The sequence below is a fragment of the Flavobacterium cyclinae genome, from assembly GCF_021172145.1.
Classification (GTDB): domain Bacteria; phylum Bacteroidota; class Bacteroidia; order Flavobacteriales; family Flavobacteriaceae; genus Flavobacterium; species Flavobacterium cyclinae.
Window position 1 is genome coordinate 205,875 of the sequence record NZ_CP089095.1, and the last position, 15,352, is coordinate 221,226.

15 protein-coding genes are annotated in these 15,352 nt (G+C 31.7%); 14 read left to right on the forward strand and 1 reads right to left on the reverse strand.

Annotated elements, in window-relative coordinates:
• Nucleotides 1–248 precede the first annotated feature (248 nt).
• Both LOS86_RS01000 and LOS86_RS01005 read left to right on the forward strand, forming a co-directional pair.
• Nucleotides 249–2,591, forward strand: a complete 2,343-nt coding sequence (locus LOS86_RS01000; RefSeq protein ID WP_231842810.1) for a S9 family peptidase — start codon at nt 249–251, stop codon at nt 2,589–2,591.
• A gap of 1 nt (nt 2,592) precedes the next feature.
• The gene (locus LOS86_RS01005; RefSeq protein WP_231842811.1) at nt 2,593–3,021 is read left to right on the forward strand and encodes a GNAT family N-acetyltransferase; all 429 of its coding nucleotides are present in this window, start codon (nt 2,593–2,595) and stop codon (nt 3,019–3,021) included.
• A 65-nt stretch (nt 3,022–3,086) separates the two neighbouring features.
• On the opposite strand, the gene LOS86_RS01010 is transcribed toward LOS86_RS01005, so the two are convergent.
• Nucleotides 3,087–5,243, reverse strand: coding sequence for a prolyl oligopeptidase family serine peptidase (locus LOS86_RS01010; protein ID WP_231842812.1), 2,157 nt, complete (start codon nt 5,241–5,243; stop codon nt 3,087–3,089).
• A gap of 50 nt (nt 5,244–5,293) precedes the next feature.
• Here LOS86_RS01010 and LOS86_RS01015 point away from each other — a divergent pair, with 50 nt between their 5' ends.
• The 12 genes from LOS86_RS01015 to LOS86_RS01070 all read left to right on the forward strand — a co-directional run bounded on the left by LOS86_RS01015 (nt 5,294) and on the right by LOS86_RS01070 (nt 15,336).
• The gene (locus LOS86_RS01015; RefSeq protein ID WP_231842813.1) at nt 5,294–5,746 is read left to right on the forward strand and encodes a hypothetical protein; all 453 of its coding nucleotides are present in this window, start codon (nt 5,294–5,296) and stop codon (nt 5,744–5,746) included.
• Nucleotides 5,747–5,775: 29 nt separating this feature from the next.
• Nucleotides 5,776–7,236, forward strand: a complete 1,461-nt coding sequence (locus LOS86_RS01020; protein ID WP_231842814.1) for a lipopolysaccharide biosynthesis protein — start codon at nt 5,776–5,778, stop codon at nt 7,234–7,236.
• Nucleotides 7,237–7,308: 72 nt separating this feature from the next.
• On the forward strand, nt 7,309–7,743 hold the full coding sequence (gene dut / locus LOS86_RS01025; RefSeq protein ID WP_231842815.1) for a dUTP diphosphatase: 435 nt from the start codon (nt 7,309–7,311) through the stop codon (nt 7,741–7,743).
• A 114-nt stretch (nt 7,744–7,857) separates the two neighbouring features.
• A complete protein-coding gene (locus LOS86_RS01030) occupies nt 7,858–8,868 on the forward strand; it encodes a sugar nucleotidyltransferase (RefSeq protein WP_231842816.1) in 1,011 nt (336 codons plus the stop codon).
• Complete coding sequence (locus LOS86_RS01035; RefSeq protein WP_231842817.1) at nt 8,869–10,236, forward strand: tetratricopeptide repeat protein; 1,368 nt, start codon at nt 8,869–8,871, stop codon at nt 10,234–10,236. It abuts the gene before it with no gap.
• On the forward strand, nt 10,237–11,001 hold the full coding sequence (gene lolB1, locus LOS86_RS01040) for a lipoprotein insertase outer membrane protein LolB1 (RefSeq protein ID WP_231842818.1): 765 nt from the start codon (nt 10,237–10,239) through the stop codon (nt 10,999–11,001).
• Between the two features lie 48 nt (nt 11,002–11,049).
• The gene (locus LOS86_RS01045) at nt 11,050–12,288 is read left to right on the forward strand and encodes a murein hydrolase activator EnvC family protein (RefSeq protein ID WP_231842819.1); all 1,239 of its coding nucleotides are present in this window, start codon (nt 11,050–11,052) and stop codon (nt 12,286–12,288) included.
• Nucleotide 12,289: 1 nt separating this feature from the next.
• Nucleotides 12,290–13,237 carry a 2-hydroxyacid dehydrogenase gene (locus tag LOS86_RS01050; protein ID WP_231842820.1) on the forward strand — a complete coding sequence of 316 codons (948 nt, stop codon included), beginning with the start codon at nt 12,290–12,292 and terminating at the stop codon, nt 13,235–13,237.
• 120 nt (nt 13,238–13,357) lie between these two features.
• Nucleotides 13,358–13,699, forward strand: coding sequence for a TM2 domain-containing protein (locus tag LOS86_RS01055; RefSeq protein ID WP_231842821.1), 342 nt, complete (start codon nt 13,358–13,360; stop codon nt 13,697–13,699).
• 2 nt (nt 13,700–13,701) lie between these two features.
• Nucleotides 13,702–14,115 (forward strand): DUF2752 domain-containing protein, encoded by a 414-nt coding sequence (locus LOS86_RS01060; RefSeq protein ID WP_231842822.1) that lies wholly within the window; start codon nt 13,702–13,704, stop codon nt 14,113–14,115.
• Nucleotides 14,112–14,558 carry a magnetosome magnetite crystal formation protein family gene (locus LOS86_RS01065; protein WP_231842823.1) on the forward strand — a complete coding sequence of 149 codons (447 nt, stop codon included), beginning with the start codon at nt 14,112–14,114 and terminating at the stop codon, nt 14,556–14,558. Before LOS86_RS01060 ends, LOS86_RS01065 begins: the two co-directional genes overlap by 4 nt.
• Complete coding sequence (locus LOS86_RS01070; RefSeq protein ID WP_231842824.1) at nt 14,542–15,336, forward strand: M48 family metallopeptidase; 795 nt, start codon at nt 14,542–14,544, stop codon at nt 15,334–15,336. Before LOS86_RS01065 ends, LOS86_RS01070 begins: the two co-directional genes overlap by 17 nt.
• The last annotated feature ends 16 nt before the right edge of the window (nt 15,337–15,352 follow it).

Genomic DNA, 15,352 nt, shown 5'->3' on the forward strand with positions numbered 1-15,352 from the left:
TTCAATTTTGATATTTTAAAGGAATCAAATCAGTGGGTTATATTTATTTCTATTCTTATATTATATTTAGCAATTAGATTTTCTTTGATAAAAATTATTAAAAATTAAACATAATAAATTACTGATACCTTAGAATTACATTCCGTGACAACAAAGAAATATTCACCACACAGCATATTCATTTAACAAAACCTTTTTTCCCTCATTTACTTTTATTGGTATATTTGTAAGAACAACAATTTTTACCAATGAAAAAACTCTCTTATTTCGTTTTAGTACTTTTTACGTGTTTAGTTTCGGCACAAAATCTTCGTTTAGAAGACATCATGAAAGGAAATGAATTCATCGGGCACCAACCTGATAATCACCGTTGGTCCATCGATGGGCAAACCGTTTTATTCGATTGGAATCCGAATAACGAAATTGGAAATAGTACTTATTTCTGGAATGCTTCCTTAAAAACACCACAAAAAGTAACGACTTCAAATCCGATTTACGATTTGGATTTCATGGCAACTCAAAAAGAGTATGATGTGGTGTATTATACAAATCAAGGTGTTTTATATTCGTATACCAAATCCACTAAAAAGACGAAAAAAGTCATTCAATTAGCCGATAGAATTAACTCAGTTGAACGAAGCACGAATGCCCATATAATTTTTTTTCAGCAAAATAGAAATGTATATCAATTCAATGCCAAAGATTTTTCGATAGTTCAATTGACCAATTTTAAATCGGGAAGAGAAAATAAAGCGTTAAAAGAAGAAGAATCATTCTTAAAAAACCAACAAGAAGAGTTGTTTCAATTTGTTCGCGATGAAGAAGCATCTTCCAAATGGTATGAAGAAAAATCTAAAAACAAGAAAGAAAAATTCCCAAAAGAAATCTATTACGACAAATCCTCTTTAGAGCAAATTAAACCCTCGCCAGACGGGAAATTTGTAACCTTCCGACTTTCAGATTATCCAAGTCAAACTTCCACAAATGTTGAAAATTTCATTACGGCTGATGGATTTACACGTCAAGAAAAAGCAAGAGCCAAAGTTTCGACTTCTAATTTCAGCAAACATAAATTTGGAATTTTTAATGTTGAAAAAGATACAACCTATTACGTTTCGTTTTCTAATTTATCGGGAATAAAAGAAGCACCAAAATACTATCAAGAATACGATAATTTAAAAGATAAATCGGATTACGAAACCGCTATTGTAATGATGAGTCCTGTGTATAGTCCAGACGGGAAAAATGCCGTTTTGGAAATGAGAAGTCAAGACAACAAACACCGTTGGATTGTGCAATTGGATTTGGTTTCAGGAAAAATCAACGAATTAGACCACCAACACGACGAAGCTTGGATTGGCGGACCAGGAATTCCAGGTTACAGTTTCAGTGGCGGAACTTTAGGTTTTATTGATAATTCGACTTTTTATTTTCAATCGGAAGCTACTGGTTTTTCACACTTGTACACCTATAATTTGAAAACCAAGAAAAAAGAAGCGTTAACAAAAGGGAATTGGGAAGTTCGTGAAGTGAAATTATCAAACGATAAAAATTCATTTTACATCACCACAACGACAACACATCCAGGAAACAGAAGTTTTTACAAATTAGACATCGCCTCTAAAAAAATGACCGGAATTTTAACGAATGATGGCAACTACGAAGTAGAAGTATCTCCTGACGAAAAGTCGCTTTTAGTGCGTTATTCTTATAAAAATAAACCTTGGGAATTGTATTTAGGAGCTAATAAACCAAACTCGGATTTGAAACAAATTACGTTTTCAACTACACCAGAATTTAAAAAATACAATTGGAAAACTCCTGAAGTTATAACGTTTAAAGCCGAGGACGGAACCAATGTTTACGCTCGATTATACCAACCAAAAGCAGAAAACAAGAACAAAGCCGCTGTTATTTTTGTTCATGGTGCTGGCTATTTGCAAAACGCACACAATTATTGGAGCACGTATCACAGGGAATACATGTTTCACAATATGTTAACTGATTTAGGTTACACGGTTTTAGACATCGATTACAGAGCTAGTGATGGTTACGGTCGTGATTTCAGAACGGGAATTTACCGTCACATGGGTGGAAAAGATTTATCGGATCAGTTAGATGGTAAAAAATATTTGGTTCAAAATTTAGGAATTGATGCCAACCGAGTGGGAATTTACGGAGGTTCGTATGGTGGATTTATCACATTGATGGCATTGCTAACAGAACCAGGCGAATTCAAAGCTGGTGCTGCATTACGTTCGGTGACCGATTGGGCGCATTACAATCATGGGTATACGTCAAACATTTTGAACTTCCCTGAAACCGATCCAGAAGCGTACAAAAAAAGTTCGCCAATTTATTTTGCCAATAATTTACAAGATAAATTATTAATGTTACACGGAATGGTGGATAACAATGTACAATTTCAAGATATCGTACGATTAACGCAGCGTTTCATAGAATTAGGAAAGAAAGACTGGGATTTAGCGGTTTTTCCAGTTGAATCTCATGGGTTTACGGAAACCTATTCTTGGGTAGACGAATACAGAAGGATTTTAAATTTATTCAACGAAAATCTAGTACAAAAATAAAATGCCACAGTTAATTGAATTAGGAACAAAAGCCGAAATGTTGGAACAATTATCCATTATCCAACAATTATATCCCGATTATACACTTGAAATTTATGGCAACTTACTAGACAAAATGATTCCGCACAATTACAAACAATTAATTGTAGTGGAAAACGGAATCACGATGGGTTTAGCAGGTTTTTGGATTGCAACTAAACTATGGAGTGGCAAATATCTAGAAATGGATAATGTTGTAGTGCATGAAGATTTTCGTTCCAAAGGAATTGGCAGCATTATGACTGAATATCTCAATCAAAAAGCCATCGATGAAGATTGTAATATGATTACTTTAGATGCGTATACTACAAATTTTGGAGCACAAAAATTCTATATGAATCACGGATTTGTTCCCAAAGGGTTTCACTTTGTGAAATATTTGAAGGATTAATTTGTGTAATCCGTGGCTTTTAAAAAGAATATTGTTGTTTACTTGCAAACTTATTGCAGCTGACCCTAATTATTCAAGTATTCCCAAATAAAACTGAAAAATTCACTTTCTTTTTTTACTCTGTTCTCATAACTTGAAATATTGCCATAATGACCAGCATTTTTATTTACTTTTAAATAAATTGGATTTTTTTGTGCAGTTCTATTTTGGAGTTTTGCAACAAATTTATAAGAATGAAAAGGCGGAACTCTGTCATCATTTTCAGAAGTAATAATTAAACAAGTAGGATAATTTACATCGTCTTTAATGTTGTGTAACGGAGAATAATTTAATAAAGACTGAAACTCTTCTTTAATATCGGCATTTCCGTATTCATCAAGATGAAATTTCCCTACCGTATATTTTTGAGCATTTATCATATCAAAAACACCAACATTTGCCACTACAACTTTGAACAAATCTGGTCGTTGTGTCATTGCAGCACCAACTACTAATCCACCATTTGAACCACCACTAATGGCTAGTTTATTTGGATTGGTATAATTTTCAGCAATTAAAAACTCGGCAGCATCAACAAAATCGTTTATTGAATTAATTTTTTTCAAACCTTTTCCTTCTTTGTGCCAGTTTTTACCTTTTTCGCCACCACCTCTAATTTGAGCGAAAGCATAAACACCTCCTTTTTCCATAAAATGCAATAATCCAGTATCGTAACTTGGACTACTAACACTACCAAAACCACCATAAGCTTGTAATAAAGTGGGGTTATTACCGTTCAGTTCAAGGCCTTTTTTATGAATAATTACTATTGGAATATCTTTATTATCTCTGCTTTTGTATGTAATTGTTTTGGTTTCAAAATAATTAAAAGGGAATAATGTTGGTTTTGGTTGAATGAAATCATTAAAATAGATGTCATTTGCTCCAGTTGTGATATTTAATTTATAATTAAGTGATGAAATGGTATAAGAATAAAACACAACAAAAAGATCATCGGTTTTTTCATCCCAATAATTAATATCAAAATCCATGTTATGAGGCGCTTCAAATTTTCGAATAAACTTGCCTGTATAATCATAAATAGACATATAATATTTACCCATGTTCTTATATTTACAAATAATATATTTGTCCAAAAAAGTAGCTCCAATAAGTAAATGCGTATATACTTGAGGGATTAAGATATGTTTTTCTTCTGGATTGTTAATATCGAAATAACTCACATTTCCCCATGGATATTTTTCATCAGAGTAGTAAAAATTATTGTTCTTTATATTGAAAAAATCAATGTTGTTTTTGTCATTTATTAAGAAATTATTGAATTGAAGCGACTCTGTATTTAAATCAGAAAAATAATAATTAACTGTAGTTTCGTCTTCACTTGCTTCAATAATAAACAGTTTATTTTCTTTTGTAAAAAAACTAAAATTCGATTTTTTATTAGTGGTGTCAAATACTAATTTGTCTTTACTTTGAATATCTCCAATTTTATGATAATACAATTGATAAGTTGAATCTTTTTCAAAAAACGCTTTATTAGAATTTTTTTTGTAGAAAATTCCTTTATCATCATTCCAAGCTACATTTGAAAATTTAATATCGGTTAATGCATCATCAAGGTATTTTTTGTTAGCAAAGTCTTTGAATTTAATTTCATGTCGATCACTTCCGTTAGGACTAATTTTAAAGGCTAAATATTTAGAGTTTTTTGAAGGATAGTAGCCTAATAAAACCACATTTTCGTCTTTATAAACTTCATAAGGGTCTACTAATGGTTTACCTAAATCATTTAAACTTTCTTTGTAATACAATACACTTGGTTTCTTTTTATCTACTCTGTAAGATATGTAAAAATATTTTCCCTTTTTTTTCGGCATCGAATAGGTAGATAAATAATCATAATCTTTAATTTTAAATGGGAAATTATAATTTTTAACTACTTCATTAAGTTTTTGTTCGCTGATATTATTTTGCAATTCAACCCAATCAATTACTTCTTTATCCGTTGTATTTTCTAACCAATTGTAATCATCTTGAAGTGTAATTCCGTGTTTAGATGAAGTTGTTGGAAGTTTTTTAGTGTCAACTTTTTGTTGCGAAAAAGCCAAATTAAAACATGTGAAAACTAAATAGAAAGAGGCGAAAAAGTATGATTTCATATAATGTAAGTGAGAAAATAATTGAGCACGAAAATATTCAAATAAATTTGGATTTACTTTCATTTGGACTTTTTTTTGTTATAAATTAGTAATTAATTTCAAAAGCATTGAAAATGAAAAATATTGCAATTTTTTTGATGAGTATTTTAGTAATTTCCTGTAACACTTCAAAAATTATTGCTCAAGATAATATTGAATCTGCAACCTATCAAACCTGGATAGCCGGTGTTCGTGGCGGTGGAAGCGGAATTAATTTTTCTTTAGAACTTAAATCAGAATTGCCTAGCAATATTCAATTAAAAAAGTTGATTTTTAGAGGTTATGAAGTGCCTTTTGAAAAACAAGACGCCTTACATTTTATGGCAAGAATAAAAACAGAAGGCAATCAACAAAAGTATGATGGAGATGATTCTCAAATTTATTCCAGTCCAAAAAACGCTATAACTTTAGCTGAAAATGAAGCTATTTTAATCTTTTCTAAAAACGGTAAAGAATACCAACAAAAAATAACAAAAGTTATTGAAAAACCAGCTTTAGAATATCCTTCGGCAAAACCAAAGTTTTAATTACATTTGTTAAACTAAAATATACGGAATTGAGTCTCTACAAAAGTCTTTTTAAACAAACAGCAATCTATGGCATCGCAACAGTCTTGCCAAGGATTATGAGTTTTATTCTAAATCCAATTTTTGTTTATTATCTATCGGATAAAGAAAAAATGGGAGAAGTTTCCGTTATTTTTTCCTATTTGGTGTTCTTCAATGTTATTTTATCGTACGGAATGGAGACTGCTTTTTTTCGTTTTTACAGCAAAGTAGAAGACAAAAGTAAAGTAATTTCAACATCAACTATTTCGCTTTTTTGGTCAACATTAGGATTCTTAGCCATTTTTCTTTTATTCCGAAAAAACTTGGCAAATTGGTCAAATATCAATGTGGAATATATCGTTTTTGCAATTTGGATTTTAACATTGGATGCTTTAGCCATAATTCCGTTTTCTAAAATAAGAGCGGAAGGACGTCCCATAAAATATGCAATAATAAAAATAACCAATGTGTTAATTTATCTATTATTGAATATTTTCTTTTTAGTCTATTTACCTGATTTAGCCAATGAATCATCAAATCCGTTATTACAAACTATCTATCATAATGACTTTCAAATAGGTTATATTTTCGTTTCAAATTTAATTGCTAGTTTGGTAACACTTCTTTTTGTTTTACCCGATTATTTCAAAATTAAATGGCAATTTGATGCGGATTTATGGAAAAAAATGATGCATTATGGATTGCCTATTTTAATAGCCGGAATTGCCTTTGCTATCAACGAACATTTCGATAAAATCTTATTAGATTGGATGCAAGTCGATATGGCAGATATTGGAGCCTATTCCGCTTGTTATAAAATCGGGATGTTTATGGTGTTATTTCGTACGGCTTACACTCTTGGAATTGAACCTTTTTTCTTTAGTCATGCTAAAGATGAAAACGCTCCTCAAACCTATGCCATGATAACTAAATATTTTGTTATTTTCGGTTCGTTTATTTGCTTAGGCGTTATTGTTTTTGCTGATATTTTGAAATTAATTTTAGTACCAAACCCCATATACTGGAATGCTATGGAAGTTGTGCCATTAATTGTATTGGCTAATTTCTTTTTAGGGATTTACACCAATTTATCCGTTTGGTACAAATTGATTGACAAAACTAAAATTGGTGCCTATATTTCAATTGTTGGTGCCATAGTAACATTAGCTTTCAACTTGATTTTAATCCCAATGATAAGCTATATGGGGTCAGCAATTGCCACAATTTTTGCATACGGAGCAATGATGTTGATTTCGTATTATATGGGACAAAAGAAATATCCAATTCCTTACGATAAAAAATCAATATTTACCTATTTAAGTTTAGCAATTGTACTTTCTGGAATTTCGTTTTATGTGAAAATTTTACGTGAAACCTATGTGTTTGGAATTGTAGCTATCTTGTTTTTTGCTTACTTTGTATACCGAAACGAAAAAGAAACCATTTTAACAATTATCAGAAGAAAATAATAACTTTGGATTGTAGATTAAGTAAGGATTTTCCCATTTCTAAAATCTGTGTTCCAAAAAATAGAATTAAAAATGCAAATCAAAATCATCAATAAATCCAATCACGAGTTGCCAAATTATGAAACTATTGCTTCGGCAGGAATGGATTTACGTGCGAATATTTCAGACCCCATCACTTTAAAATCACTAGAAAGAACCATAGTAAAAACCGGACTTTTCATAGAATTACCCATCGGTTACGAAGCGCAAGTACGTCCAAGAAGCGGTTTAGCAGCAAAAAAAGGAATCACCGTGTTAAACTCGCCAGGAACAGTAGATGCAGATTATCGTGGAGAGATCGGTGTGATTTTAGTAAATTTATCCAATGAAGATTTTGTCATCGAAAACGGAGAAAGAATCGCCCAATTAATCATCGCTAAACACGAAAGAGCAGAATGGGTTGAAGTAACAGAATTATCTGAAACTTCAAGAGGAGAAGGTGGTTTTGGCAGCACAGGAGTGAAGTAAAGTCTTCAGTGTTCAGTCGCAGTCTTCAGTATAAAGTGTTCCGAATAAAATAAAAATAAATCTAAGCGAACTTTGCGAAAAACCTTTGCGAGCTTTGCGTTTAAAATAAAAAACATGAAAATAATTGTACCTATGGCAGGTCGTGGTTCACGCCTTCGCCCACATACTTTAACAGTTCCAAAACCATTAATTCCAGTAGCGGGAAAACCAATCGTTCATAGATTAGTAGAAGATATTGCTGGCGTTTTAAATCAGAAAATAGACGAAGTAGCGTTTATTATACATGAGAGTTTTGGAAAACAAGTAGAAGCAGATTTAATTGCGATTGCCCAAAAATTAGGAGCAAAAGGAACTATCTATTATCAAAATGAAGCTTTAGGAACAGGTCATGCCATTATGTGCGCAAAGGATTCTTTAAGTGGACCAGCAGTTATTGCTTATGCTGATACGTTAATTCGAGCCGATTTTGATTTGGACACTACTGCTGATAGCGTTATTTGGGTAAAACAAGTGGATCAGCCAGAAGCTTTCGGTGTGGTAAACTTAAATGCTAATGGAGAAATCATCGAATTGGTAGAAAAACCAAAAGAATTCGTATCGGATTTAGCGGTTATAGGAATTTACTATTTCAAAGACATTGCGGTGTTGAAAAACGAATTGCAATCGGTGTTAGATAACAACATTATTCATGGTGGTGAATACCAAATCAACGATGGTATCAAACAAATGATGGCAAAAGGCATGAAATTTGTACCAGGTCAAGTAGACGAATGGATGGATTGTGGAAATAAAAACGTTACGGTTGAAACCAACACCAGAATGTTAGGCTTTTTACATAACGATGGTGAAAATTTAGTAGCATCAGATGTAAAATTGGAAAATGCAACGATTATTCCGCCTTGTTCTATTGCAGAAGATGTGGTGTTGATTAATGCAACAGTAGGTCCAAATGTATCTTTAGGAAAAGGGTGTCACGTTATCAATTCAACCATTAAAAATAGTTTGATTCAAACACATGCTCATATCAAAAATGCCAATTTAGATAATGCAATGATAGGAAATCACGCTAGTTTTGATGGCAATTTTACAAGTATTAGTATCGGAGATTATTCGGTTTTAGAATAGATGATAAAGAAAGAACACATAGCTTTATTCACATTCCTGCTTTTTAGTTTTGGGAATCACTTGTTGGCGCAAGAAAATCCCGATGCGATTGCTTTGGTGGATGACCAATTGGAAAATAATTTTTACGAAGCCATGAAACAACGTGGTATCGAAAATTACGATAAAGCGATTGTGGCGATTCAAAAATGTATTGAAAAAGACCCAAAAAATGCGGCATTTCAATATGAATTAGGCAAAAATTATTTGAGCCAAAAAAATTATGTTGAGGCGGAAAATGCTTTCAAAAAAGCGGTTGAGTTAGATAACAAACAACGATGGTATTGGAACGGATTGTATGATGTATATTATCAAACCCGAGATTTTCAAAAATCAATTCCCATTGTAGAAAAGTTAATTGAGTTTGATGCTAATTTGAAAGAAGATTTGGTTTCACTTTACATGAATACCAATCAGCACGCAAAAGCACTTGAATTATTGACAGAAATGGAAGCTTCATCAAAATTAACCAGTAGAATGGAGTTTTATAAGTTAAAAATTCAAGAAGCCAATGGATTTGCAAAACCTCAAAAAGAACAACTAGAAGAAGCAATTAAAAAGCATCCAAAAGTTGAACAAAATTACATTGATTTAATTGTTTTATACACGAGCTTTAATCAAGAAGATAAAGCGTTTGAAGTAGCCAAACAATTGGAAAAAGAAATCCCTAATTCCGATTGGGCGCATGTTAGTTTGGTGAAGTTTCACTTGAATAATAATGATGGTGAAAATGCATCAAAATCCATGTTCAAAGTAATAGAAAATGATCAGGTAGATTTAAAAATAAAGCATCGTGTTTTTAATGAATTCCTGATTTTTGCAGTAAAAAACCCAACCTATTTAAAAAACATCGATAAAGCCATTCCGTATTTTGATGATGATAGAGAAATTAATGTAGCAAAAGAAGTGGCAAAATTTTTCTGGAAAAAGAACGATTTGGAAAAAACAGCGTATTATTTTGAAAAAGGTCTAAAGAAGAATCCTGATGATGTAGAAGCAATGGAATTGTACTTAGAAGTGTTAATTCAAAAGCAAGATTTTCAATTGCTTACTCAAAAGGCAGAAGATTTCTTAGAATCATTTCCTACGCAAGTTGGCTTTTATTTTTATGCAGGTTTAGGATACAACCAACTTAAAGAATACAAGAAAGCAAAAACCATTTTAGAAAATGGCTTAGATTTTGTTGTTGAATTTAGCCCATCTGAATCTGGAATTTACACCAATCGATTCAATGCCAATTTTTACAAGCAGTTAATCATTTGTTATGAAAATTTAAATGATACTGCAAAAGTGCAATTGTACACCAACAAATTAAAGCAATTACAAAACTAAATGAAATCAATCCTATCAGCAATTTTAATCGTTTTTTTAATCGGATGTAAGTCAAAGCAAACGGTTGCTACAGCAGCTGCCAATGAGAATACAGATGTTTCTAAAGTTATCAAAGGACATTATAAAAACGAACACGATTTCTCTACTTTAAACATTAGAGCGAATGCTAAATACGAAGATGAGAAACAATCCCATTCTATGAATGCTGATATTCGTATTAAAAAAGATGAAATCATTTGGATCAATATTAAGTTTTTAGGAATTCCTATGGCAAAAGCATTGATAACTCCTACAAAAGTGAGTTATTACGAAAAGATAAATAACACTTATTTTGAAGGAGATTTTAGTTTATTAAGCAATTGGTTAGGAACTGATTTGGATTTTCAAAAAGTTCAAAATTTATTCCTTGGAAAAGCTATAGACGATTTAACAAAAGATAAATGGGTTTCTGAAATTGTAGAAAAAATGTTCAAATTGTCGTTACCTAAAAATACAGATGTTACCAAAGAATTTTATTTTGAAGGAGCCAATTATTTAATCAAAAAAGAAACCCTATCTCAGGCAAGTCAAAATAGAAATTTAGAAATTCAGTATCCTTCTTTTAAAGAAGAAAAAGGAATGTTTTTACCTAACGAAATTAATATCAAAGCTGAACAAAAAGATAAAGTAACTATTGATATCGAATATAAGCACACAACATTTAATGAAAATTTGAGTTATCCATTTTCAATTCCTAGCGGTTATACAGCAGTTGAAATCAATTAATGTTTTCATTGAAAGAAATAAATTACCTTTGTAAAAATTTAAAATTGCATGAACTATTTTTTTAAAATATTATTTTTCTTTTTTTTAACCTCTTTGTCATTTGCTCAACCTTCTGAACAGCAAAAATTAGAGGCGCGAAAAGCCCAAATTTTAAAAGAAATTTCGGAAAATAAAACGCGTTTAGAATCTGAAAAAAAGAAAGAAAAATCGGTTTTAAGACAAATTGATCAACAAAAAGAATTAATTCAACTAAGACAACAATTGTTGTCTACTACTGCTAAGCAAAGTCGTTTATTGAGTGATGAAATTTATCTAACTCAATTAGAAATGAACAAGTTGAACAGAGAACTAAAAGTGTTGAAAGAAGACTATCAAAAAATGATAGTAAAATCATATAAAAGCAGAAACGAACAAAGTAGAATCATGTTTATTTTGTCTTCTCAAAGTTTTTTACAAGCCTATAAACGAATTCAGTATATGAAACAATATGCAGGATTTAGAAAAATGCAAGGAGAAGAAATCAAAGAAAAGCAAGAAAAATTAGCCGTTGCAGAAAAGCGTTTGACTGAGAGTAAAAAGGAAAAAGAAATTATTTTAGTTGAAACTGAAAAAGAAAAGCAAGAATTAGAAAAAGAAAAGCAAGAACAAGAACGTTTAGTAAAAGCAATTCAAAAAGATAAAAAGAAATTAGCTGCCGAAATTGATAAAAAGCAAAAAGAAGCAAAAGCTTTAGAAAAGAAAATTAAGCAGATTATTGCTGCCGAAATTGCTGCCGAAAATAAAAGAAATGCAGCCAAAACAGGAAAAACGGCTCCTAAATCTAGTTCAGCTAGTACAGCCAAATTCATGTTAACTCCTGAAGGGAAGATTGAATCTAACAATTTCAAAGCAAACAAAGGGAAATTGCCTTGGCCTGTAGAAAAAGGATATATTTTTCAAAAATATGGCGATCAACCGCATCCTATTTATAAAAACCTTACGGTTCATAATAGTAGTATAGAAATATCTACAGAAAAAGGAGCTTCGGCAAGAGCTGTATTTGCTGGTGAAGTTTTCCAAATCCAAGTGAATGAAAATAATAGAAATTGGAAAGCCGTTTATGTAAGACACGGAGATTTTATTACCATTTACATGAATTTATCTTCGGTTAATGTGGTAAAAGGTCAAAAAGTAAGTATCAAACAAAAGCTAGGAACTATTCATACCGATTCTTCTGGAAGTACTACTATGAAATTTGCCGTTTTACAAAACACTACTTATTTAAATCCTGAATTGTGGTTGAATTAAAATGAAAGTAAAAGACATCAAAATTCTTCATATCGATAGCAATCATCCTTTGCTTTGGGATCAATTAGAACAAGCTGGTTTCACTAACGAAGCTGATTTTACGTCTACAAAGCAAGAAGTGGAAAACAAGATTGAAAATTACCACGGAATTGTCATTAGAAGCCGTTTTAAAATTGATAAAGTCTTTTTAGATAAAGCCACAAATTTGCAATTCATTGCCCGAGTTGGTGCTGGATTGGAAAGTATTGATTGTGATTATGCAACTCAAAAGGGGATTCATCTAATCGCTGCTCCAGAAGGAAATGCCAACGCTGTAGGCGAACACGCACTCGGAATGTTATTATCCCTTTTCAATAATTTAAATAAAGCGAATAACGAAGTTAAATCAGGTCATTGGAAAAGAGAAGCCAATAGAGGACATGAATTAGAAGGTAAAACGGTTGGAATTATTGGATATGGCAACATGGGGAAATCATTCGCCAAGAAACTTCGTGGATTTGATGTAACCGTTTTATGTCATGATATTTTACCGAATATGGGTGATATCAATGCAACGCAAGTTTCATTATCCGAACTTCAAGAAAGAGCCGATGTTTTGAGTTTGCACACACCATGGACACCTGAAACGGATAAAATGATTAATTCGGATTTCATTAATCAGTTCAAAAAATCATTTTGGTTGATAAATACGGCTAGAGGAAATTCAGTAGTAACCGCTGATTTGGTTGAAGGGTTGAAATCAGGAAAAATAATAGGTGCTGGTTTAGATGTTTTGGAATACGAAAAACTATCTTTTGAAACGTTGTTTGAAGGTGAAAAACCAGCCGCTTTTGAATATCTTTTACAAGCTGAAAATGTACTGTTAACACCCCATATAGCGGGCTGGACTTTTGAAAGTCATGAAAAACTTGCCCAAACCATAGTAGATAAAATTAAAAACTTGTTTTAACCCTATTGTAACTTTTTAACAAGTGTTCGACTAATAAGGAAAATATTTTTATATTAGCACTTTATGGCGAATTCCGAAAAGCCTTACGAGTAGGAGACAACTAAAACAATCAATTTTACAATGGAAGCACAAAAAGTAGACATGTTCATGATGTCAAATGCAAAATTTTTCGAAGGTCATCAGTTAAATGCCATCAGAGAACGTTTATTACAAATGGATGATAATAAATGGCCAATGGTTCAAACCTTACAATTTAAAGATCCAACAACTGCTTTATTAATTTCTATTTTTGCAGGTGCTTACGGAATTGACCGTTTCTATATCGGTGATACAGGTATGGGAGTTGGAAAACTACTTACTTGTGGTGGTTTAGGAGTTTGGGCTATCGTAGATTGGTTCTTAATTCAAGGTGCTACCAAAGAGAAAAACATGGAATTATTCAACAGAACTTTCATGTTCTAATAATGAATAAAAACAAGCTATATCTTTTTATTTTATTCGCTTGTTTTGTAGGGTATAGTTGGTTGCTTTTTTCGTTGCAACACGAACACGAAATTCAAAGTCAAGAATTCACCGTTTGTTTGTTTAAAAAAGTAACCACTGTTCCTTGTCCTTCTTGCGGAACCACACGTTCTGTTATGCAACTTTTGCGCGGAAATAGTATCTCAGCAATTTTAATTAATCCTTTTGGTATTATTGTTGGACTAATAATGGTGATAGCTCCACTTTGGATAAGTTATGATCTTATTCAAAAAAAACAATCTTTTTATACAACCTATTTAAAAATCGAATCCACTTTAAGAAAACGAAAAGTTGCAATTGTTCTTATTGTTTTGGTACTTGCCAATTGGATTTGGAATATTAAAAAAAATCTATGATCACAACAACAAAATTTAATTATCAACCTCACGATTCAGAACTGGAACGTGCATCGAATAGCTATTTGATGTCGTTAGTTGCTGTAATTGGTGGTTTGCCTTTGCCCATCTTAAACTTAATGGCAAGTGTGTTCTTTTATTTAGGAAACAGAAAAAGTACCGCTTTTGTAAAATGGCATTGTACTCAAGCTTTGGTTTCTCAGTTAGGATTGTTTTTCTTTAACAGCGCTGGTTTTTGGTGGACAGTTTCTATTTTGTTCTATGATGAAACGGCTACTAATTATTATTTTGCTTATATTTTAACTTTAATTGTTTTTAACTTAATTGAGTTTTTTTCAACCTTAATTATAGCAACTAAAGTTAGAAAAGGACAACACACGGAATTTTTCTTTTTTGGAGATGTTACGAATTTAATTTGCAGAACAAATGAAGGTATTAAGTAAAGGATTAATTGTAGTAGCACTATTTTTTGGTGTTTGGATGTTGTTATCGCAAATTGATTTTGTGAAACATTTTAAAGTAAAAGAAGCCAAAACAGGAACCGAAAAAACGCTTGGTGATGTTATTTGGGATGAAATTGAAAATACCGAAACCATCATTTTAGATGATTCGATTGTAAATACATTAGATTCTTTATTATTGCCTATTTGCAAAGAAAACGGTATTGAAAGAGACAGTTTAAAAGTGCATATCATTGATAAAGACGAAGTAAATGCTTTTGCTATGCCCGATAATCATTTGGTAGTGTATACGGGATTAATTAAAGAATGTAAAAACGAGCAAGCCTTATTAGGTGTTTTAGGTCATGAAATTGCACATATTGAAGGCAATCATGTGATGAAAAAATTATCGAAAGAAATTGGACTTTCCGTTTTATTATCGATTACAACAGGTTCAAATGGTACTGTTTTAAGAGAAATTTTAAAAACGCTTTCTTCATCAGCTTACGATAGGAGTTTAGAAACCGAAGCCGATATGCAAAGTGTAAAATACATGTTAAATGCTAATGTTGACCCGAGGCCATTTGCTGATTTTCTTTATGAATTATCCTTAGATAATGAAATACACAAATACACGTATTGGGTTTCTACACACCCTGAATCAGAAGCAAGAGCTAAAACCATTCTGAATTATTTAAAAACTAAAAAAATAAAATCAAAGCCAATTTTAACTAAAGAAGCTTGGGAAGAGTTTAAGGAAAAGGTTGAGGATTTTGAGTAAAAAATTTGAGGTTTAA

Bases quoted from the DNA above. Each gene is read 5' to 3' on its own strand.
- LOS86_RS01070 (WP_231842824.1), top strand. From the start codon at position 14,542: ATGAAGGTATTAAGTAAAGGATTAATTGTAGTAGCACTATTTTTTGGT.
- LOS86_RS01035 (WP_231842817.1), top strand. From the start codon at position 8,869: ATGATAAAGAAAGAACACATAGCTTTATTCACATTCCTGCTTTTTAGT.
- LOS86_RS01000 (WP_231842810.1), top strand. From the start codon at position 249: ATGAAAAAACTCTCTTATTTCGTTTTAGTACTTTTTACGTGTTTAGTT.
- LOS86_RS01050 (WP_231842820.1), top strand. From the start codon at position 12,290: ATGAAAGTAAAAGACATCAAAATTCTTCATATCGATAGCAATCATCCT.
- LOS86_RS01005 (WP_231842811.1), top strand. From the start codon at position 2,593: ATGCCACAGTTAATTGAATTAGGAACAAAAGCCGAAATGTTGGAACAA.
- LOS86_RS01055 (WP_231842821.1), top strand. From the start codon at position 13,358: ATGGAAGCACAAAAAGTAGACATGTTCATGATGTCAAATGCAAAATTT.
- LOS86_RS01015 (WP_231842813.1), top strand. From the start codon at position 5,294: ATGAAAAATATTGCAATTTTTTTGATGAGTATTTTAGTAATTTCCTGT.
- LOS86_RS01030 (WP_231842816.1), top strand. From the start codon at position 7,858: ATGAAAATAATTGTACCTATGGCAGGTCGTGGTTCACGCCTTCGCCCA.
- lolB1 (WP_231842818.1), top strand. From the start codon at position 10,237: ATGAAATCAATCCTATCAGCAATTTTAATCGTTTTTTTAATCGGATGT.
- LOS86_RS01060 (WP_231842822.1), top strand. From the start codon at position 13,702: ATGAATAAAAACAAGCTATATCTTTTTATTTTATTCGCTTGTTTTGTA.
- LOS86_RS01045 (WP_231842819.1), top strand. From the start codon at position 11,050: ATGAACTATTTTTTTAAAATATTATTTTTCTTTTTTTTAACCTCTTTG.
- dut (WP_231842815.1), top strand. From the start codon at position 7,309: ATGCAAATCAAAATCATCAATAAATCCAATCACGAGTTGCCAAATTAT.
- LOS86_RS01010 (WP_231842812.1), bottom strand. From the start codon at position 5,243: ATGAAAGTAAATCCAAATTTATTTGAATATTTTCGTGCTCAATTATTT.
- LOS86_RS01065 (WP_231842823.1), top strand. From the start codon at position 14,112: ATGATCACAACAACAAAATTTAATTATCAACCTCACGATTCAGAACTG.